Raw genomic sequence first — 20,935 nt, forward strand, 5'->3', positions numbered from 1 at the left:
AAAATTAGGGCATTTCCGGCAAAAGTGCCAATTGGTTTTGCATCGGATGATAGGGCGCGGTTGAAATTATAATGGACAACACGACGCCGAAGCTTCCTGATCATGTTCAAGTCATCACGCAAACACCCCATTTGGATTTTGCGGATGTCGAGGTGGTGGTGACACTGCCGACATTTCGCCGCCCCGAGCATCTTCTGCGAACGCTGGAGAGCCTGAAGGCGCAGGTGACCGGGCGGCAATTCGCTATCATCGTTGTCGAAAACGAGGCGGAAGAACAGGCGGGCGCCAAGGTTGCAGCACCACTTTTCGCGGCTGGAACCTATCGTGGTCTGGTGATCGTGGAAACGCAGCGCGGCAATTGCAACGCCTATAATGCCGCCTGGCTGACCGCGCTCGGTTACTTCCCAAACATGAAACATGTTCTGGTGATCGACGATGACGAACTGGCCGATCCGTCATGGCTGGAAAACATGATGGCGGCGGCAGAACGCTATCGCGTCGATCTCGTTGGCGGTCCGCAGGTGCCGGTCTTCGATCGCCCGGGCTCTGAGGACTGGGCGCGTCATCCGGTGTTCCTGCCGACCTATCAGCGCAGCGGGCCGGTGCCCACGCTCTATTCGTCGGGCAATCTGGCCGTCGCCCGGCCTGTACTGGAAGCGGCGGGTTTTCCGTTTCTCGATCCGATGTTCAACTTCACCGGCGGCGGCGATTCCGATTTCATCAGCCGTTCGGTTGCCAAGGGTTTCAAAACGGGCTGGTGCGCGGAAGCCCCGGTGCATGAAACCGTCCCGGCGCGGCGGCTGGAGGGCGACTGGATCCGGGCGCGCGGTTTGCGCAACGGCATGATTTCAACCATGATGGAGCGGCGCAAGCGCAAGGACGAACCGTTCAGCGCAGCGCGGGTTTTTCTGAAGAGTGCGCTTCTGCTTGGCTTCTCGCCGGTCAAGGCCTTGTACAAGGGAGTACAGGCGCGGTCGGTTTCCGTCGGCGCCTATTATATCCATGTCGGATTGGGCCGGGTCATGGCGCATTTTGGATATGAGCATGAGCAGTATCGTAACCCCGACAAAAACTGACGACCGCGCGCCCAGTGCTGTTGCCGCCGGGGTTGCGGGAGCGCACCGCGCGCAGATGCGCAAGGTCGCGCTGGTTGTCGCTGTGATCATCATGTGCGTCCTGATGATTTCGTTTCGTCCTTTCATGCCCGAGCCTGAAAGCGATGGCGGCGGCAGCGGCGATATCGTCAATCAGCTCGGCTTCAGCCTTCTGGGCATTGGGGCCATGGCGGCGCTTGTCACGCTGGCCGACCCGCGAAAAGTGGCGCGGATCGTCGGCTTCGGCTGGTCGCTGATGTTTCTTCTGTTGTTCGCGTCGCTCATGCAGAGCATCTATCCCGGCGTGGTGATGCGCGGCGCCGTTTTCACGATGATCGGCGTTTGCTGTGTCGTCGCGGTTCTCGCACTGCCGCAAGACGGTGATGGCTATGCGCGGCTTTTGATGACTGTAGCCACCGTTGTGCTGGTCATTTCCTATGCCGGTGTCGTGCTGTTGCCATCGCTTGGCACGCATGGGGCAGACCCGATTGAACCGCAGAATTCCTATCTCTGGCGCGGTGTTTTCAGCCACAAAAATGTCGCCGGTCCGGTCATGGCGGCTTTCGCCTTTTCAGGGCTCTATCTCTGGCGACGCGGCTGGCGCGCAAGCGGCCTGCTGATCGGCCTGTCGGCCTTGTTCTTCGTTGCGCAGACCGGGTCCAAAACCACCATGGCGCTGGTGCCGCTGGCCATGCTTCTGGTGATGGTGCCGGGTGCATTTGGCCTGCGATTTGTGACGGTCGCGGCGATCTTTTCCATTCAGTTCATGTTCGCGCTGCTGACCTTCGGCTCGGTTCTGTTCGAGCCGATCCGCATCTTTGTCGAGGGTCTCGGTATCGATGCCACTTTCACCGGACGTGTGTCGATCTGGCAGTTCGCCATCGAAAATCTGCCTGGCCGATGGTGGACGGGCTACGGCTATGAAAGCTTCTGGAAGTCGCCCATCGCGCTGGAAGCGGCCAGCCCCTATTATCTCGGCTGGGACGTGCGCAACATGGTCCATGCCCATAATGGCTATCTCGATCTGGTGGTGGCCATGGGTATTCCGGGGCTGATCTGCGGCGTGACGGTGATCATCGTGATGCCGCTGGTCAATTACATCCGGTGCAGGCCGCAACGCGAGAACCTGCTTCTTGCCGATTACTTCCTGATGATCGTGTTCTTCTGCACGTTGAACGCGATGATGGAGAGTTTCTTCTTCCGGCGTGTCGATCCGGTCTGGCTAACCACCCTGTTCGGGATTTTCGGGCTGCGTCTGACATCCAGAGTCAGCATACCGAAAAAGCAGGACTGACAATGCGAGCCGCCTCTATCGGAGATCATTCATGAATATTGCGATTGTCGGCACAGGTTTCGTTGCCGATTATTACATGACCACCTTGCGCAATTATCCCGAACTTGTGCTGCGCGGTGTCTATGATCGGTCGCCGGAACGGCTCAAGGCGTTCGCAGCGCATTATGGCGCGCAGGTCTATGACAGTTTCGACGCCGTGCTGGCCGATCCGGAGGTACAGATCGTCGTCAATCTGACGACGCCGGAGAGCCACTACGAGATATCGCGGGCGGCATTGGCAGCGGGCAAGCATGTCTATTCCGAAAAGCCGCTTGCGATGAGTTTCGATGAGGCCAAGGCGCTGGTCGATTTTGCCGCGAGCCGTGGCCTGACAATGGCTGCCGCGCCTGCCAATGGTCTCAGCGATGCGCAGCAGCTGGTCTCGTCCGCAATCGACGCTGTTGGCACACCGCGCCTCGTCTATGCGCAGATGGAAGACGGCCCTGTGTTTCGCGACAAATGGTCGACATGGCGCTCGCAGTCCGGCGCGGTCTGGCCCGGTCTACATGAATTTGAAATCGGCTGTACGCTCGAACATGCAGGCTATGCGCTGTCATGGCTGGTTTCGCTGTTCGGTCCGGTGGAAAGCGTGACGGCGTTTTCCGCGATCACCTTTCCCGACAAGGGGCCGGGCACCGAGCATCTTCAGATGGCTCCTGATTTCTCGGTCGGTTGCCTGCGTTTCAAGTCGGGCCTCGTGGCGCGGCTGACATCGGGTCTTGCCATGCCGCGTGATCGCAGCCTGACGGTGGTGGGCGACAAGGGCTCGATCAGCGTTGACGATCTGTGGGACAATCGCTCTGCCGTGCGTCTTGAAAAGGCGGATGAAAATACCCGGTTCTGGGCGCGGCTGTTCATCATTCTCGAAGTGCGGATCGGCAAGTTCCTGTCGTGGAAGCCCGTCGCGGGCAAGAAGCTGCCCTATCCGAAGGGCAGCAAAGCTGCTTTGCCGTCCTTTCCGTCGCAGATCGATTTTGCGCGTGGGATCGCCGATCAGGCGCGCGCCATCCAAACGGGAGAGACGGCGTTCTTTTCCGGCAACGTGGCGCTGCACATCACCGAAATTGCATTGGCGCTCAACAATGCTGGCGATAGCGCTGTTCCATACAGGATGAAGAGCAGTTTCTAATCCCGCGATACGATCCGATGCAGGATACCAGCCACAGCTGTGCTGTCCGCCAGCGGCATCACGGGGCTTGAAATCGCGCCATTTCGCACGGCATCGCGCACGGCAAGCGCCTGAAACCGAAGACCGTTGCCGGAGAAGGCGTGGCTTTCGATTTTACGGCCCGGCAGAGGCAGGCGGTTGATGATCTTGCCGATCAGGCCGGAGCCTTTGCCCGGACCGAACGGCGATTTCAATGCACCAGCGGAATAGATCGACAGACGTTGGGCTTTCAGGAAGGGTCCGTGCAGCAAGAGAGCGCCCTTCGTTCCCGTGATCAGCATGCGATTGTCGCCGTCCCGGTCGAAGCCGCAGGAAAGCCGGGCTTCTGCATCGGGCCAGAACAGTTCAATCTCCGTGCGCAGGTCGACGCCATTGTCCGCGCGTTTGCAGCGACCTTGCGAGCGCTCGGGCGCTCCCATGAAGAACAGCGCCAGCGAGACCGGGTAGACGCCGAGGTCGAATGCCGCCCCGCCGCCAAGTTCCGGATCGAAGAAGCGGCTCTGCCGGTCATAGGCGCGAAGATAGGAGAGATCTGCTTCGATGCGCGTGACCTTGCCGATAGTGCCGGTCTCGATATGCCGTTTCGCCGCCTGTATGGCAGGCAGAAACCGGGACCACATCGCTTCCATCACGAAAGTCCGGCTGATTTCGCTGGCCGCCGCAAGGCGCGCCGCCCCGGCTGCATCAAGCGCAAGCGGCTTTTCGGTCAGGCAGGGCTTGCCTGCGGCGATGACCTGCAAGGTCTGGGCGACATGCATGGCGCTGGGCGTCGCGACATAGACCGCATCGATATCCGGGTCGGCAAGAAATGTGCCCACAGCGTTGAAGGTCTTGTCAGCGCCAATGCGGTTGCCAAATGCCTCCGCTGCTTCCAGCGTGCGCGAGCACACGGCGGAAACGCGCATGCCGTCAATTGCCGCAATATCGGCTGCAAAGGCGCTGGCAATGGCGCCTGTTCCCCATATTCCCCAGCGGAACTCGTCTCCCGCGTTTTTCTGTTGCAATCTGCGCCTCGTCCTGCCTGCATTCACATAAATGTCTTATAACCTATGATAGCAGGCCAGGAGAGTTTTTTCCCTTCGAGAAATATTCTCCTGAACAATAATTGGCTCCCTAACAAAAGGGCGACCAAAGCGATAGATGGGATGAGGATCATGGGTGCTGGATTTGTCGTGGCCGTTGCACGCGATGGCGAACATCGCTTTTCCAAGCAGTCCGTGCCGGAAATCCATATCCTGACCGGGCTGGGTGTCGAGGGCGATGCGCATCAGGGCACAACGGTGAAGCACCGTTCGCGCGTGAAAGTGGATCCGACCCAGCCCAATCTGCGACAGGTTCATCTCATTCAGGCCGAACTTTTTGACGAGCTGGCGGATAAAGGGTTTCACATTGCGCCTGCCGATCTTGGCGAGAATGTCACCACGCGCGGCGTTGATCTGCTGGGCCTGCCGAGGGACGCATTGCTGAAAATCGGCAAGGATGTGGTGTTGCAGGTGACAGGCCTGCGCAATCCGTGCCCGCAGATCGAAAACTTCCAGAAGGGGCTTCTCTCGGCTGTGCTCGACAAGACGCCCGATGGGGAAGTAATCCGCAAGACGGGCGTCATGACCATCGTTCTGTCCGGTGGGCATGTGCGGGCCGACGATCCGATTGAGGTCGAGCTGCCGCCTCTGCCGCATATCAAACTGGAACGGGTTTAGAGCATTTCCAGCAAAAGTGCGCAGCGCCTACGCGGGGAAATCAGTCCACTGGACTGATTTCTCATCCCGCTTCGATGCGTCGGATAATGTGTGAAAAAAGATAGAGCGGTTCCTACGATTCCGTGGAAACAGGAACCGCTCTAGAATCCCAGTCCTGTTGTTGCAGCCATTTGCAGAAAGCTGCAATGGCGGCAATCCGCAGATGCGCTTTCGGGAAGACAAGATAAAAGCCCGGCACTTTTGCTTCTGGCATGGTGCTCATGATCTCGCGCCCAAAAGGCGCGACGAGACGCCCCAGCTTGAGGTCTTCCTCCGCATCGGCGATGGAAAGCAGCCCGACGCCCAGGCCCGCCACGGTTGCGCGGCGCATGGTGGCGGCGTCCTGAAGGCGCATATTGCCCGCCGCCGGATCGAACGCGACGCCCATATGATCCAGAACATCGGCCCACAGATCGCCCGAAAGCACGGGATGCAGCAGCGTCATAGGGAGAAGATCGGCGGGTGACGCGATCTGGCGCGCCAGATCGGGCGTACAGCAGATCACCTTCACATCGCGGGTCAGCAGCCGGGTCTCATAGCTTTTCCAGCTGCCCTGAACATCGCCTCCAAAACCCCATTGTATGGCAACATCCACGTCGTCGCGGGCAAAATCCGGCAGCTCGACCATGGTCGTCAGGCGCAGATCGGCGCCCGGCACAATGTCGCGAAAGCCCCCCAGTTTTTCGAGCAGATAGCGTGTCGCAAAATAGGGGCTGGCATTGATATTGATCCGGTCGCGCTGGCCGGTCTTGCTGATGCGGCGGATACCCTCGGCAAATTCAGCAAAGCCGGACTGGACATAATGACCGAGCAGAATGGCATTCTCGGTCGGTTCGACCGTGCGTCCCTTCCGCTCAAAGAGCTGAACGCCGGTCGTTTCTTCAAGCTGCTTGATCTGCTGGCTGACAGCTTGCGGGCTGACCAGAAGATCGTCGGCGGCGCTGCGAAAACTGCGATGGCGCATCACGGCGTGAAACACACGCAGCGCGTTGAGAGGGGGCAGTCTGATTGTCCGCTCGCTCATATCGCTCCATCACGAATGCCAGCTGGTCATCTATTCGGTTTTGCTGGAAACGCTATTTTCTATGTCATCGGCCCGAAGATCAGAACTGATTTCGGGCCGATGTTGCATTTTATTTCACTTGGCCGAGACATAGCCCTTCGAAATATCTTCGGCGCGAGCTTGCGGGTCGCGGTTCTGCGGCTCGCCATAACCGCCGCCGCCCGGCAGTTGCAGCACCAGCCTGCGGCCTGACGGGACATGCTGCCAGCCTTTCGGCTTCAGCTTGGTGCCGTCATCCAGAGCCACCACCCCCGGCGCGCCCTCGCCGCCGCCATTGCGGCCTCTGGCGCGATGGTGCACGCGGTCGAACATCGCCGAAAAATCAAATTCGTGGCCGGGAATGGCCTCGATTTCAATTGTCTGACCGAGGCCGCCGCGATATTCGCCGTCGCCGCCGGAGTCAGGACGCAGTTCCTTGCGCCAGACGACAATCGGGCCGGTATGTTCGGTTGCCTCAATCGGCATGGTCATCACGCCGGACGGGAAAGCGGTTGCCGACAGGCCGTCAAGTTCGGGACGTGCGCCCATGCCGCCGGAGTTGAACATCAGGATTTCGGCCTTGCGTCCGGTTTGGCCCGCCACGGGACGCGCCGAAATGTGGATATTCCACAATGCGGCAGCGCCTTCGGCCAAAATCTGGCCGGGCAGGGCCTTGGCCAGCGCACCGAGAACGAGGTCTGGAACCATATGGCCGATGACGTGGCGCAGCGAAACCGGGGCCGGGCGCTCGGCATTGAGGATGTTGACCGGCGAGGAGATCGTGAACAGTTCCAGCGAGGCCCAGTTGTTGGGAATATCCGGCGCGATCACGCATTTCAGGGCATAGCAGGCATAGGCCTTGGTGTAGATGATTGGGACATTGATGCCCCAGGGGCTGACGGCATCGCTGCCCGCAAAATCGACATTGACCGTATCGCCTTCAATCTCGACCTTCGCTGCGAGGCTGATCGGCTTGTCATAGCCATCGGTCACAAGCTCGTTCGACCACTGGCCCTTCGGCAATGCGCGGATCCGTTCCAGCGTCGCGGCATGGGTGCGCGCAAAGATGAATTCGCCCAGCGTGTCGAGCGATGTCAGGCCGATTTCCTGCATCATGTCGATGAGGCGGTTATGGCCGACATCGTTACAGGCCGCGAGCGAATAGAAATCGCCGACAACCTGATTGGGCTCGCGCACGTTGGCGCGCAGCATGCGCACCAGATCCTTGTTCACCGCGCCACGCTCGGCAAACTTCATGATCGGTATCTGGATGCCCTCTTCATAGACCGACTTGCCATCGGCGCCGAAGCCGCGCCCGCCAACATCGACCACATGCGCCGTACAGGCAAAGAAACCGACCAGCGTGTCGCCGAGGAAGGATGGCGACACCATGGTGATGTCGTGCAGATGACCGGTGCCCTTCCATGGATCATTGGTGACATAGGTGTCGCCGGGATACATCTCCTCGCGTGGAATTTCGGCCATGAAATGCAGCACGGCCTCGGCCATGGTGTTCACATGTCCGGGCGTGCCGGTCACGGCCTGCGCCAGCATGCGTCCCTGCGGGTCGAACACACCGGCGGACAGGTCGCCCGCCTCGCGAACCGAGGTGGAGAAGGCCGTGCGCAGAAGGGTGAGCGCCTGTTCCTCGACAACCGAGATCAGACGGTTCCACATGACCTGCATGCGAATTTCCTGTGTCGCGTCGCTCATGCTGCTGTTTCCTTGCGCAGGAGAAGAAGGGCGCCGTCATCCTGCATGACCACATCGAAGGGCGAGGTGACGACGGTGGAGGTTTCCCGTTCGACGATCACGGCCGGGCCGCTGACGCGCGCGCCGGGGGCAAGCGTGTGGCGCTCCACAATGGCGGTCGTCAGATTGGCGGCCTGTGCGGGGTCGAAGACGGCGCGGGTAACCGGCGTTTCAATGGTCGAGCGACCGAAGGTCAGCGCATGGCGTTCCGGTGCCGGGCGCTCGTCCTGCGCCTTGACCGACCAGGTCACGATCTCGATTTCGAGACCATCCAACCCATCAATGGCGCGACCGAAGAAACGGGCATAGTTTTGCCGGAAGCTGTCGCGGATCAGTTCTGCGTCGGCTTCGGTAAAGCTGCGGTCGGGCAGCGTCACCGGGATTTCCCAACCCTGGCCGACATAGCGCATGAAAGCGGTGATTTCACGCAGCACCTTACCGTTCGTGCCTGCGCGGACAAAGCCTTCCGCCGTCGTCTTCAATTCGTCCAGAAGCGTGTTGACGCTGGCAGCCTTGAAGTCCGACATGCGCACGATCTTCGAGGCCAGCGCCTCATAGCCGAATGGCGCCTTGAGGAAGCCGATGGCCGAGCCGACGCCTGCACCAGCAGGGATCAGACACTGGTCGATGCCGAGTTTTTCGCACAGGCGCGCCGCATGCAGGGGGGCAGCACCGCCAAAGGCGATCATGATATTGTCGGAAATGTTCTTGCCGTTTTCCACCGCGTGAACGCGGGCGGCATTGGCCATGTTCTCGTCCACCACTTCGCAGATGCCGAAGGCGGCGGGCTCCACGGCGATGTTGAGTTTGTCTCCCACATCGCGCGCCACGGCTTTGGCGGCATTCTCCACCGATAGCCGGATTGCGCCACCGGCAAAATTGTCCGGGTCGAGCTTGCCGAGCAGCAGATCGGCATCGGTGATGGCGGGGCGTTCGCCGCCGCGCTGATAGGAGGCCGGGCCGGGTTCGGAAGCTGCCGATTCCGGGCCGGTCTGGATACGGCCCATGGCGTCTACCCATGCGATTGAACCGCCGCCCGCGCCAATCTCGATCATCTCGATCACCGGAATGGAGATCGGCATGCCCGATCCCTTGCAGAAGCGATAGGTGCGGGCCACTTCGAACGTGCGGGCAGTCTTGGGAGCAAAATCTTCGATCAGGCAGATCTTGGCGGTGGTGCCGCCCATGTCATAGCTTACCACTCTGTCGAGGCCAAAGCGCTGCGCCACATCGGCAGCAAAGATTGCGCCGCCTGCCGGTCCGGATTCAACGAGACGCACGGGGAATTCGGATGCGGTCTCGACGGTGATCAGCCCGCCGCCGGAGTGGATGAGGAAGACCGGGCACTTCGCGCCCATCTCCGCCAGACGCACCTGCAAGCGGGAGAGATAATCGGCCATCTGCGGACGCACATAGGCATTGGCACATACGGTGTTGAAGCGCTCGAACTCGCGCATCTGCGGCGAGACTTCGGAGGAAATGGAGACCGGAACCGAAACCTTGCGCGCGATGATATCGCGGGCGCGGCGTTCATGGTCCGGATTCATGTAGGAGTGGATGAAGCCAATTGCCACCGCGCCGAAACCGCCTGCGGCAATGGTGTCGGCAATGGCCTCCAGCGCCACCTCGTCGAGGGCCAGCAGTTCCTGCCCCTGTGCGCCGATGCGCCCTTTGACCGCAAAGCGATCCTCACGCGGGATCAGCGGCTTCGGCAGGCGCAGATTGAGATCATATTGCTCGAAGCGGCTTTCGGTGCGCATTTCGATGACATCGCGAAAACCATCCGTCGTCACAAAGGCGGTACGCGCGCCGCGCCGTTCGATCAGAGCATTGGTGGCCAGTGTGGTGCCATGAATGACAATGTCGAGATCGGCAGGGCTGATCCCCGCATCGCGGGTCACAATGGCAATGCCGTCGAGGATCGCCTGTTCGGGCGCGCTGTAATTGGTCAGAACCTTCGTGGAATAGAGCGCACCTTTGCATTCGAGCGCAATGTCGGTGAAGGTGCCGCCGATATCAGCGCCAAGGCGGATGGTCTGGCTCATGCTGGTTCCTTTTTAGTGCGCATCCCGAAAAGTGCGAAACGGTTTTCGGAAACGATGCGCGTTAAAATAAGCAGCTAAATTGCTGATCTGATCCAATCAGACCGGCACTTTAGCGAGGGCTGCGGCGCGCATCTGGCTGAGCGTCTGGCGCGGTGTCAGCGCTTCGGGCGAAATGTCGAGATCGAGCACTGCGCCGCTGCGCGATGCGCGGGCCCGGGCAAAAGCGGCAGGGAAGTCTTCCGTCCGCTCAACGCGCTCTGCGTGAAAGCCATAGGCTTTGGCAAGCGCCACGAAATCGGGGTTGTCCATCGTTGTGCCGGAAACACGACCCGGATAGTTGCGCTCCTGATGGGCGCGGATCGTGCCATAGATGCCGTTGTTGAGGATGAGCACGATGGGTTGCGCGCCAGCCTGCTTGGCGGTCGCCAGCTCCTGGCAATTCATCTGGAAATCACCGTCACCGGCAAAGCAGACAACGGTGCGTTCCGGAAAGGCCACTTTCGCCGCGACAGCCGCGGGGAGGCCATAGCCCATTGCGCCCGATTGCGGTGCGAGCAGGCGGCTCTTCTTGCCGAATTTGAAGAACTTGTTGGGCCAGACGGTGAAATTGCCTGCGCCATTGGTAAGAATGGCGTCTTCGGGCAGCACATCGCGGACATGCTCCATGGCCACCACCATATCGACTGGCGAGGGCTGCGAAGGCGCCGAAAAACTCGCCTCGAAAGCGGCACGGGCATCCGCCCGCCACTTGTTCCAGTCGCCTTTGATTGGCTTCAAGGCCGTAGCAAAAGCATTGGGGCCAGCCTGAATGCCGAGTGTGGGCTGGTAGATCTTGCCGATTTCCCGGTCCGAACCGTGGACATGGATGAGCTTTTGCGCCGGAACCGGCACGGAAAGCAGCGTATAGCCATCCGTCGTCATTTCGCCGAAACGGACATTGATCGCGAGGATCAGGTCGGCATCGCGGATCAGCGCCTTGACATGCGGCAGCATGCCGACGCCGGCCTCGCCGACGAAGGCGGGCGAGAAATTGTCGAACTGGTCCTGATAGCGGAAGGCTGCGACCACCGGAATGTCGGAGGCTTCGGCGAAGCTATGCAGGGCGTCGCGTCCGGCCTCAGTCCAGTTGATGCCGCCCATCAGGATGACAGGCCGCCTGGCTGCGCCGAGCAAGGTCTGCACGTCGTCCAGAGCGGCGGCGGAAGGGGCGGCTTCGCTGATCTTTGCGGGGCCGGAAAGGGGGGCTGCATCTGTTGCCGAGGTCAGCATATCTTCCGGCAGGGCGATGACCACCGGCCCGGGGCGTCCCGTGGTCGCCGTCGCCCAGGCGCGGGCCAGAATTTCTGGAATACGGTCGATATCATCGATCTCGGTCGCCCATTTGGCCATGGTGCCGAAGACTGCGCGGTAATCGATTTCCTGAAAGGCTTCGCGGCCCCTCATATCGGTTCCGACCTGACCGACAAAGATCAGCATCGGCACGGAATCCTGCATGGCGGTGTGAATGCCGATGGAAGCGTTGGTAACGCCGGGGCCGCGTGTAACGAAGCAGAGGCCCGGTTCGCCGGTGAGTTTGCCCCAGGCTGCTGCCATGAAGGAAGCACCACCTTCGTTGCGACACAGAACGAAGTCGAGCGCGCCCTTGGTATCGTGCAATGCGTCGAGCACGGCGAGATAGCTTTCTCCCGGCACGCCGAAAGATTTTCTGACTCCCAAAGCGACGAGGCTTTCGACGAGAAGCTGGCCTCCGTTACGCATCCCTGATTCCTTCCTGTGCGCCTTTTCGGCAATCACCTTGTGAATGATCATGCCAGCCGGAGCGTTTTCACGAAATCAAGATAATCCGGCAATTGGCAATTTTTACTTGTCTATCGGTAGGGCTATGACGTGGGCTTTTCGCGCGCGCATAGCTGTTCGGTGCGCGGCTCTTGCGAGCCATGCCCGGTATGATGGTGATGAAACGACAAAGGCGACGCAGAGCGTCGCCTTCGCCTTAGTTTTCCTGAAATTTGACCATGGAGCCGCCGCCGGTCGCCTGATCGGTCGGGAAGACTTCGACGCGGGAAACATCGACAAAGACCGGCAGTTCGATCACCTGACCGATGATCTGGGCAATGTTTTCCGGCTGGATCGGGCGATAGCCATCGTAAAGCACGGCTTGTGCCTGATTGTCGGGGATTGATGTCCGGTAGAGCGCAGTCTGCACCCGGCCCGGTACGATTTCGCTGACGCGAACAGACGTGCCCAGAAGGTCGCAACGCAGATTGTCGCAAAACAGACTCAAGCCTGCTTTCGAGGGACCATATGCGCCCATATTCGGATAAGGCGCCTGACCGCCGCTCGATCCGATATAGATGAGGTGGCCGCGCTTGCGCGCCACCATGCCGGGCAGAAAGGCGCGGGTCAGATGCATCGGCGCTTTGAGATTGATATCGACCATGGCGTCGATCTCGTCGGGGTCAATCTCGTGAAACAAAGCGCGGGTGGAAAGAATGCCCGCATTGTTGATCAGGATGTCGACCTCGACGCCAGAAAGTGCTGCCTCGATTGCCTTCGTGTCGCGCACATCGGCCTCAACCGTGAGCGCGCCAGTTTCTGCGGCAAGTGCTGCCAGCGCCTGACTGTTGCGACCGACGGCATAGACGGTCAGCCCGCGCTCGCGCAGCCGTGCGACGGTGGCCTTGCCGATGCCGCTCGTGGCGCCGGTGACAAGCGCAACGCGGTAGGGATCAGACATAGATATAGCCTCCGCTGACCACCACATTCTCGCCAGTGGCATAGGTATTGCGGCCGGAGGCCATCATGACGATCCATTGAGCCATTTCCACCGGCTCGGCGGCACGTCCAAGCGCGCTTGCCTTGGCCAGTTCCGGCAGGAAACCCAGTTCTTTGGCGCGGTCGGTGGCAAAGCCCGCCGGTGCAACGGAATTGACCAGAATCTGGTCCTTGGCACATTCCTGCGCGAAGGATTTGGTCAGGCTGACGACGGCTGCCTTTGTGGCTGCATAATGGGCGTTTTGCGGATGCGCCTTGAAGGCGTCAACCGAGGTGACATTGACGATGCGGCCCGTGACGTGCGGCACATCGACGAACTGCCGCATATGCAGAACGGCGGCCACCATCATGTGATAGGTGCCCTTGACGTTGATGGCGTTTTCCAGATCCCAGTCTTCATCTGTGATTTCAAGGATTGGCTTGCGCGGATAGATGGCTGCGCTGTTGACGAGCGCATGCACGCGGCCTAGCTTGCCGGCGACGTCGTTGAAGCCCTTATGGGCAGATTCGGCTCGCGAAATATCTGCGACCGAAGTCGCGACTTCAACGCCCAGTCCGCGCAAGGTTTCCGCGGAGCTGGCGAGTAGTTCCGCATTGCGGTCTATGAGGCCGATTTTGGCCGCTCCGTTTTCCACCATCAGCTTTGCTGTCGTCAAACCCAGTCCCGAAGCGCCGCCGACAATGATAATGGTCTGATCTTTCACGTTCCGCCTCTTATTGGTCTTGCGTGGGAAGAATTGTATGTTATCACTTATATGCCAAGTTGAAGGCGATGCAAGAGGTTTTTTGAGTCCCACATGATTCCGTCCCTGATCAGGAAACAGCCCTTCAATGGCCTGACACTCGAACTCTCGCAACACCTGGCCCAGGCGGGCTTTCAAGGTGAAGTGGAGGCGGGTGACAGCTCGCGTACCGTCTATTCCACCGACAATTCCATCTATCAGGTGGAGCCGACCGGCATCGTGTTTCCCAAGGGAACCGACGACCTGAAAATCCTTGCAACGGTTCTGGAACAGCCTGCATTTCGTGACGTGGTGATTTCGCCGCGCGGCGGCGGCACCGGCACCAATGGCCAGTCCCTGACCTCCGGCATCGTGGTTGACTGCTCGCGCCATATGAACCGCATTCTGGAAATCGATACGGAAAGGCGCGTGGCCCGCGTTCAATCCGGTGTGGTGAAGGATCAGCTCAACAAGGCATTGAAGCCTTATGGCCTGTTTTTCGCGCCGGAGCTTTCCACCTCCAACCGCGCCACCATTGGCGGCATGGTCAGCACCGATGCATGCGGGCAGGGCTCGTGCCTTTATGGCAAGACCAGCAATCACATTCTGGGGCTGCATGTCGTCCTGACCAATGGTGAGGAATTGTGGTCCCGCCCGCTCGACGGACCGGCGCTGGCGCAAGCTCAGGCGAAGCCCGGCCGTGTCGGTGAGATCTATCGCGCCGTCGAACGCATCGCCACCGAGAAGCGGGCGCTGATCGACGAGATTTTCCCCAATCTCAACCGCTATATGACGGGCTATGATCTGAAGCATCTGTGGCGCGAGGATGGTCGCTTCGACCTCAACGCCATTCTGTGCGGGTCGGAAGGCACACTGGCCATGATCGCGGAGATCGAGGTCAATCTTCTGCCGATCCCGGCGCATGCGCTGCTGATCAATATCCGCTACGACAGTTTCAACACAGCGCTGGAACATGCCCGCGCGCTGGTGGCGCTGAAGGTCGCCTCGGTCGAAACCATCGACGAGAAGGTGCTGGGTCTCGCCAAGAAGGATATTGTCTGGCCGGGCATTGCTCGGTTCTTCCCGGATGATGCCAGCAGCCCGACCAATGGTATCAACATTGTCGAGCTGGTGGCCGATGACGCAGATGAGCTGGAAAGCAAGTTCCGCGACGTGATCGCCGCGCTCGATGCCGATCAGTCCGGCGGTGGCAAGCCTTACACCATTGCGCGCGATCCGAAGGACATCGAGGCGATCTGGACGATGCGCAAGCGCTCGGTTGGTCTGCTTGGCAATGTCGACGGGCCGGTGCGTCCGGTGCCTTTTGTCGAGGATACGGCGGTTCCGCCGGAAAACCTTGCCGCCTATATTCGCGAATTCCGGGCGCTTCTGGACGGGGAAGGCCTCAGTTACGGCATGTTCGGCCATGTTGATGCGGGCGTGTTGCATGTGCGCCCGGCGCTTGATCTGACGCGGACCGATCACGAGCCGCTGGTACGCAAGATCAGCGACGGCGTGGTTGCGCTGACGCGCAAATATGGCGGCGTGCTGTGGGGCGAACACGGCAAGGGTGTGCGTTCGGAATATGTGCCCGAATTCTTCGGTGCGCTTTATCCGAGCCTGCAGGAAATCAAGGGTCTGTTCGACCCGCGCAACCGGCTCAATCCCGGCAAGATCGCGACGCCCTCTTCGCATGCACTGTTGAAGATTGATGAAGTGCCGCTGCGCGGTCAGTTCGACCGGATCATCGGTCTGGAAATCCGCGAGGCTTTCGACAACGCCGCCTATTGCAACGGCAATGGCGCGTGTTTCGATTTCGACGATGCCAGCCTGATGTGCCCTTCCTACAAGGCAACGCGCGACCGTCGTTATTCGCCGAAAGGCCGCGCTTCGCTGATGCGCGAATGGTTGCGGCTGATGGCGGAGAGCGGAAAAGACCCGCGCAAGGAAGCCGGACAGGCCCGCAACGCCGGTGCCATTCGCACGCTGCCTGCACGGCTGTGGAACTCGATCAACCCCGCCAATCGCAACGATTTCTCGCATGAAGTGCGCGAGGCGATGGATAGCTGCCTCGCCTGCAAGGCCTGTGCCGGGCAATGTCCGGTGAAGGTCAGTGTTCCGGCGTTCCGGGCCAAGTTCCTTGAGATTTACTACGGACGCTATGCCCGCCCGATCAAGGACATGATGGTGGCGAGCATCGAGAACACGCTGCCTTTGTTCGCGCGGCTGAAGCCTGCTTACAATGCATGGGTGCGCTCCGGTCTGGGTCGCGCTGCCATGCGCCGGGCCGGGCTGACGGCCTTGCCGGAGATGCCCGCTCTGTCGCTGACACGTGAAGCGCAGCGCATGGGCGTGGCTGTAGCAACGCCGGAGCGGATGCGCAAACTTTCGGATGCGCAGCGACAAGAGGCGGTTGTGTTCGTTCTGGATGCCTTCACGGCCCATTTCGATCCGGCTGTCGGGCTATCGGCTCTGCAACTCGCCCGCAAGATGGGCTTCACGCCCTATCTCGCCGCGCCCAACCAGAATGGCAAGGCGCTGCACGTCCACGGCTATCTGGGCGCTTTCGAGAAAACCGCGTCGAAGTCGATCCGCTATCTCAATGAACTGGCGGAGATGGGCATTGCGCTGGTCGGTCTCGACCCTTCGATGACGCTGACCTATCGCAGCGAATATAAGGGTGTCGAGACGACGCAGATCAAAGCAGAGGTCAATCTGGTGCAGGAATGGCTGGAGGCCAATCGCGACCGTCTGCACGGGCTCGACAATGCGGCGCGTGAAAAGCGTCTGCGTCTGCTGGGGCACTGCACGGAGCGCAGCAATGTTCCATCATCAATGAAGCAATGGAAATCCGTGTTCCAGCAGATCGGCGTGGAACTGGATGTGCCGGAAACGGGCTGTTGCGGCATGGCGGGCACTTTCGGCCACGAGGTCCGCAATCGCCCGATTTCGGAAAAGCTGTTCGCTGCGAGCTGGAATGGTATTCTCGCATCGTCCGGTGAGGAGGATATAGTCATGGCCACCGGCTATTCTTGCCGTTCTCAGGTCAAGGCGATTGAACGCCGGTCCATCCGGCATCCTGTTCAGATACTCAATGAAATGGTACTGCCTCTATAGTTAGTCATCACGTGATTTATAAAATCAAATAACCAGCGCTGGAGTTAAATGTCGTGTCAATCATTACCCAACGCGGAAATCTGGCGGAAATTGTCGTCGCGGAACTGACGACCCGGATAGACTCGGGTCTCTATGGTCCGGGCGACAAGTTGCCGTCCAGCGCCCAGCTATGTGAAGAGTTTGGCGTCAGCAGAACTGTCATCCGCGAGGCGCTGACCTCGCTCAAGGTGGCCGGACGTGTCACCACGCGGCAGGGCGCGGGCGTCTATGTCACCGACAAGGACGTGAAGGCGCTCAATTACGAGATCAGCCGGATCGACGATATTCGCTCCGCAATGCAGATTCTCGAATTGCGGCTCGGCGTGGAAATGCAGTCGGTGGCGCTTGCCGCCACCCGCCGCACGCCGGAGGCGCTGGCGGAAATCGCCCGCGCTTACGATCATCTGGAAAATCTCGAAACCGACGATCCTGAAGTCGAGGCACGCGCCGATTTCGATTTCCACCTTGCAATTGCGCGGGCAACCCGTAATCCGCATTTCCCGAGCTTTCTGGAAGCGGTGATCGGCGAGATCAACTTCGATCTTCTCCTGAAACATCGCCAGCCCGTGCGGGCTTCGCGGTCCTATTTGAAGAAGATCAACAAGGAACATGCGATGATCCTTGCCGCTATCACGCAGGGCGATGCAAAGGCGGCGCGCAATGCGCTGGTCGCGCATCTGGAGGAAAGCCTCAATCGTTATCGCTCCTTGCTGGAAGAACCAGCCAGCGATGCGCTGACGGACTGAACAGCGAAGATAAAAAGAAAAGCCCGGAACCGGTGACGGTTTCGGGCTTTTTGATTGTGTCCGGAAGGCCGGTCAGATCACGGCATCTTCCAGGAATGGACGGTTAGCCGTCACGCGCTCAAAGCCGAAGGGCGAGAGGTCGAGCGTCTTGAACGCGCCATAGATGATCAGCTCGCTCAGGCCGCGCCCCATGGCTGGCGACTGCTGCAATCCGTGACCGGAAAACCCGTTGGCGAACAGGAAGTTGTTCACCTCGGTATGCGGTCCCAGAATGACATTGTGATCCAGCGTGCAATAGTCGTAATGGCCAGCCCATGAGTTGACGACCTTGATCGCCTCGAAGGCCGGAACGCGATTGGCCAAGGTCGGCCAGATTTCCTCGTCGAATTCGTCATGCATGACATCGAAATCGTTCGGGTCGACTTCAGGGTCGTGCTTGGGATAGGTGCCCATCAGATAGAACTTGCCTTCAGGCCGGAAGAACACGCCGCTTGGGTCGATGGTGAGGCCCACCTTGCCTTCCAGCGGTGTGCGGCAATCGACGACGAACAGCGAACGGCGGCGTGGTTCGACCGGAATGTCTAGCCCGGCCATGCGGGCGACGTTCTTGCCGTTGGTGCCGGACGTGTTGACCATCGTGCCGCAGGCAATCGTCTGCCCGCTCTTGGTGGTCACGGAGACAATGCGGTCGCCCTCGCGATTGACGGCCACCACCTCGTCCTCGATATATTCGACGCCAAGCGAGCGCGCCTTCTTGCGAAAACCCTGCATGAGCGCGGAACTGTCGAACCAGCCTTCGCCGCGTTCGCCGGTGCTGCCAAGCGTCAGACCCTCAAGATTGAGCCAGGGAAAGCGCTGGCCAAGGCCATCCACATCCAGCAGCGAAACTTCCGCGCTGCAGGAAACCTGCGTTTCATGATTGCGTCGCAGAACCTGATCGCCGCGGTCATCGGCGGCGAGGAACAGATAGCCTGCTTCGTGAAAGCCGATTTCCGGCGTGTCGTCATCGACGGCCACGTTTTCGCGGAAATTGCGGATGAATTCCGTGCCGAAGCGCGAAACCTGCACATTAATGGCGTTGGAAAACTGATGACGGATGGAGCTGGACGACAGCGCCGTTGCCGAGCGCTGATAGGTCCAGTCTTTTTCGATCACCAGTATGGTGCCGCTGAAATCGGGGTTGGTCGCCAGAAAATAGGCAGTCGCGCTGCCCACAACCGCGCCGCCGACAATGACGACATCATAGGAAGTCTTGGAAGCCTGCATTGTAAGCCTACTTGTTTTCGTCTTCGAAATGACCGGCGGCGCAGAAGCTGCCACCCTGAAACCGGACTGCCGGATCGTTGGGATCGCCCTGCGGCGTCTTGGCGAAAACTGCATCGCGATAATCGTCGGCGCTGTCCTTGGCTTTGTAGCCAAGCACGGCGGCTGTGCGGTTGTCCCAGAAGGATTCGCTGTTGTTCGACATGCCATAGGCGACCATGAAACCGACACGCGGTGCCGACAGGCACTTCTCAACGAGCTGGCGGCAATCCTCGAAAGACAGCCAGGTGATCAGATGGCGGCGATCGGTCGGTTCTGGAAAGGACGAGCCGATGCGCACGCAGACGGTTTCGATGCCGAACTTGTCGAAATAATACCGGGCCAGATTTTCCACGAAGGTTTTGGAGACGCCGTAAAGGCTGTCCGGTCGCGTCTGAACAGTGCCGTCGATGGTATCCGTCCGCTCGTAATAGCCGATGGCGTGGACGGAGCTTGCAAAGACGATGCGCTTTACGCCATGGCGGCGGGCTGCCTCGTAAATATTGTAGCCGCCGGAAATGTTGGAATCGAGGATGGTCTTCCAGGGCGCTTCCACCGACTGCCCACCCATATGTATGATGGCGTCGCAGCCTTCGACAGCGCGCGAAACCGCGTCAAAGTCCGCGAGATCGGCGGGGAAGTCCTCTTCATGCGGCGCGAGATCCTGACACGGTTCCAGCGCCGACAAGCGCACGATCTGGCCCAGCCGCGTTCCCGATTTGCGCAGCTCCGATCCGAGGCGACCGGCAGCACCGGTCAACAGCGTTCTTTGAAAGTGGGTCATGAAGAGGTCCTAATTAGCGAAGTTTTGCGAGGGCATCGGACGTGCGCTCGATGGCTGCGGTCAGGTTTTCCCGGGAGGTCGCGAAAGAGAGGCGGATGTAAGGCTCAACGCCAAAAGCCGCGCCGGGAACGGTGGCGACCTTGCCTTCGGTCAGAAGATAGGAAGCGAGCATTGTATCATTCGCAATCAGAGTGCCGTCCGGCGTCACTTTACCGATATAGGCAGCGCATTTCGGGAAGAGATAGAATGCACCTTCCGGCGCGCGCACTTCAAGCCCCGCAATGGCGCCAAAGCCCTTTGTCACCAGTTCGCCACGGGCCTTGTATTCCGCAACCGCCGTCCGCACGAAATCCTGCGGGCCATTGAGAGCGGCTGCCGCCGCAACCTGCGTGATGGAGGAGGGGCAGGTGGTGCTCTGCGACTGGAGCTTGTTGAGCACCTTGGTCAGTTCCTTCGGACCTGCCGCATAGCCAAGACGCCAGCCGGTCATGGCATAGGCCTTGGAAACGCCGTTGATGATCAATGTGCGGTCGCGCAAATCGGGGCAGGCAATGGCGAACGACGTAAACGGCGTGTCGCCGCAGACGATGTGTTCGTAGATTTCATCCGACATGATCGCGACGCGCGGATGGCGCGCCAGCACTTTGCCCAGCGCCTTCAATTCATGCGCCGTATAGATCGCGCCGGTTGGATTGGATGGCGAGTTGAACAGAAACCAGCGGGTTTTCGGAGTAATCGCCGCTTCCAGTCGCTCCGGCGTGATCTTGAAATCGTTTTCCACACCGCAGGCGATCACTTTCGGCAGGCCGCCATGCAGGATCACCAGATCGGTATAGGACACCCAGTAAGGGGCCGGGACGATCACCTCATCGCCGGGCTCCAGCGTGCCGAGAAAGGCGTTGAACAGGATCTGCTTTGCGCCATTGCCGATCGAGATTTCGTCCAGCGCATAGTCGAGACCGTTCTCGCGCTTGAACTTATCGACAATGGCCTGGCGCAACTCTGGCAGGCCGTCAGGTGCCGTATAGCGCGTGATGCCGCTGCGCATCGCGCCGATTGCCGCCTCGACAATATGCGACGGCGTATCAAAATCCGGCTCGCCGAGCGACAGGTCGAGGACGTTTTCGCCTCTGGCGCGCATGGCCTTGGCCGCCATCGAAACTGCCATCGACGGTGAGGATTTGATGGTCGCCGCGCGCCGGCTTTCGAACGCGATCATGTTCATGTCTGGGCTCCCTGGCCTGTGGTTCCTGGCGTGTCGCCGATCACGGCGTTTC

General features: G+C 60.0%; 16 protein-coding genes. 6 read left to right on the forward strand and 10 right to left on the reverse strand.

Annotated elements, in window-relative coordinates; all coding sequences use genetic code 11:
- Window positions 1-71 precede the first annotated feature (71 nt).
- The 3 genes from QBD01_RS21215 to QBD01_RS21225 are packed head-to-tail and all read left to right on the forward strand — an operon-like array spanning window position 72 to window position 3,556.
- A complete protein-coding gene (locus QBD01_RS21215; RefSeq protein WP_280994420.1) occupies window positions 72-1,076 on the forward strand; it encodes a glycosyltransferase in 1,005 nt (334 codons plus the stop codon).
- Window positions 1,045-2,388: an O-antigen ligase gene (locus QBD01_RS21220; RefSeq protein ID WP_280994421.1), complete on the forward strand. Its 1,344-nt coding sequence runs from the start codon at window positions 1,045-1,047 to the stop codon at window positions 2,386-2,388. The genes QBD01_RS21215 and QBD01_RS21220 overlap by 32 nt, the downstream gene beginning before the upstream one ends.
- Before the next feature lie 31 nt (window positions 2,389-2,419).
- The gene (locus QBD01_RS21225; RefSeq protein ID WP_280994422.1) at window positions 2,420-3,556 is read left to right on the forward strand and encodes a Gfo/Idh/MocA family oxidoreductase; all 1,137 of its coding nucleotides are present in this window, start codon (window positions 2,420-2,422) and stop codon (window positions 3,554-3,556) included.
- Here the strand turns inward: QBD01_RS21225 and QBD01_RS21230 are convergent.
- Window positions 3,553-4,599, reverse strand: a complete 1,047-nt coding sequence (locus QBD01_RS21230) for a Gfo/Idh/MocA family oxidoreductase (protein WP_280994423.1) — start codon at window positions 4,597-4,599, stop codon at window positions 3,553-3,555. The two genes, QBD01_RS21225 and QBD01_RS21230, sit on opposite strands and share 4 nt — an antisense overlap.
- Window positions 4,600-4,749: 150 nt before the next feature.
- On the opposite strand from QBD01_RS21230, the gene QBD01_RS21235 reads away from it, so the two are divergent.
- Entirely contained in the window at window positions 4,750-5,295 is a 546-nt protein-coding gene (locus QBD01_RS21235; RefSeq protein ID WP_280994424.1) for an MOSC domain-containing protein, read from the forward strand.
- 112 nt (window positions 5,296-5,407) lie between these two features.
- On the opposite strand, the gene QBD01_RS21240 is transcribed toward QBD01_RS21235, so the two are convergent.
- From QBD01_RS21240 to QBD01_RS21265, 6 genes are all read right to left on the reverse strand, one after another.
- On the reverse strand, window positions 5,408-6,358 hold the full coding sequence (locus QBD01_RS21240) for a LysR substrate-binding domain-containing protein (RefSeq protein ID WP_280994425.1): 951 nt from the start codon (window positions 6,356-6,358) through the stop codon (window positions 5,408-5,410).
- A 114-nt stretch (window positions 6,359-6,472) separates the two neighbouring features.
- Window positions 6,473-8,089: a hydantoinase B/oxoprolinase family protein gene (locus tag QBD01_RS21245; protein ID WP_280994426.1), complete on the reverse strand. Its 1,617-nt coding sequence runs from the start codon at window positions 8,087-8,089 to the stop codon at window positions 6,473-6,475.
- Entirely contained in the window at window positions 8,086-10,173 is a 2,088-nt protein-coding gene (locus QBD01_RS21250) for a hydantoinase/oxoprolinase family protein (protein WP_280994427.1), read from the reverse strand. The genes QBD01_RS21245 and QBD01_RS21250 overlap by 4 nt, the downstream gene beginning before the upstream one ends.
- Before the next feature lie 96 nt (window positions 10,174-10,269).
- Window positions 10,270-11,931, reverse strand: a complete 1,662-nt coding sequence (locus QBD01_RS21255) for a thiamine pyrophosphate-binding protein (RefSeq protein ID WP_280994428.1) — start codon at window positions 11,929-11,931, stop codon at window positions 10,270-10,272.
- A 235-nt stretch (window positions 11,932-12,166) separates the two neighbouring features.
- The gene (locus tag QBD01_RS21260; RefSeq protein ID WP_138783416.1) at window positions 12,167-12,910 is read right to left on the reverse strand and encodes an SDR family oxidoreductase; all 744 of its coding nucleotides are present in this window, start codon (window positions 12,908-12,910) and stop codon (window positions 12,167-12,169) included.
- On the reverse strand, window positions 12,903-13,652 hold the full coding sequence (locus tag QBD01_RS21265) for an SDR family NAD(P)-dependent oxidoreductase (protein ID WP_078339036.1): 750 nt from the start codon (window positions 13,650-13,652) through the stop codon (window positions 12,903-12,905). The genes QBD01_RS21260 and QBD01_RS21265 overlap by 8 nt, the downstream gene beginning before the upstream one ends.
- Window positions 13,653-13,745: 93 nt before the next feature.
- Here QBD01_RS21265 and QBD01_RS21270 point away from each other — a divergent pair, with 93 nt between their 5' ends.
- Both QBD01_RS21270 and QBD01_RS21275 read left to right on the forward strand, forming a co-directional pair.
- Window positions 13,746-16,787 (forward strand): FAD-binding and (Fe-S)-binding domain-containing protein, encoded by a 3,042-nt coding sequence (locus QBD01_RS21270; RefSeq protein ID WP_280994429.1) that lies wholly within the window; start codon window positions 13,746-13,748, stop codon window positions 16,785-16,787.
- A 53-nt stretch (window positions 16,788-16,840) separates the two neighbouring features.
- A complete protein-coding gene (locus QBD01_RS21275; RefSeq protein WP_078339034.1) occupies window positions 16,841-17,572 on the forward strand; it encodes a FadR/GntR family transcriptional regulator in 732 nt (243 codons plus the stop codon).
- 72 nt (window positions 17,573-17,644) lie between these two features.
- Here QBD01_RS21275 and QBD01_RS21280 read toward each other — a convergent pair whose 3' ends face one another.
- The 3 genes from QBD01_RS21280 to QBD01_RS21290 are packed head-to-tail and all read right to left on the reverse strand — an operon-like array spanning window position 17,645 to window position 20,883.
- On the reverse strand, window positions 17,645-18,838 hold the full coding sequence (locus QBD01_RS21280) for an FAD-binding oxidoreductase (RefSeq protein WP_280994430.1): 1,194 nt from the start codon (window positions 18,836-18,838) through the stop codon (window positions 17,645-17,647).
- Between the two features lie 7 nt (window positions 18,839-18,845).
- Complete coding sequence (locus tag QBD01_RS21285) at window positions 18,846-19,658, reverse strand: NAD(P)-dependent oxidoreductase (protein ID WP_138783419.1); 813 nt, start codon at window positions 19,656-19,658, stop codon at window positions 18,846-18,848.
- Between the two features lie 13 nt (window positions 19,659-19,671).
- Complete coding sequence (locus tag QBD01_RS21290; protein WP_280994431.1) at window positions 19,672-20,883, reverse strand: pyridoxal phosphate-dependent aminotransferase; 1,212 nt, start codon at window positions 20,881-20,883, stop codon at window positions 19,672-19,674.
- Between the last annotated feature and the right edge of the window lie 52 nt (window positions 20,884-20,935).

This window comes from Ochrobactrum sp. 19YEA23, from assembly GCF_029909865.1.
Lineage (GTDB): Bacteria > Pseudomonadota > Alphaproteobacteria > Rhizobiales > Rhizobiaceae > Brucella > Brucella gambitense.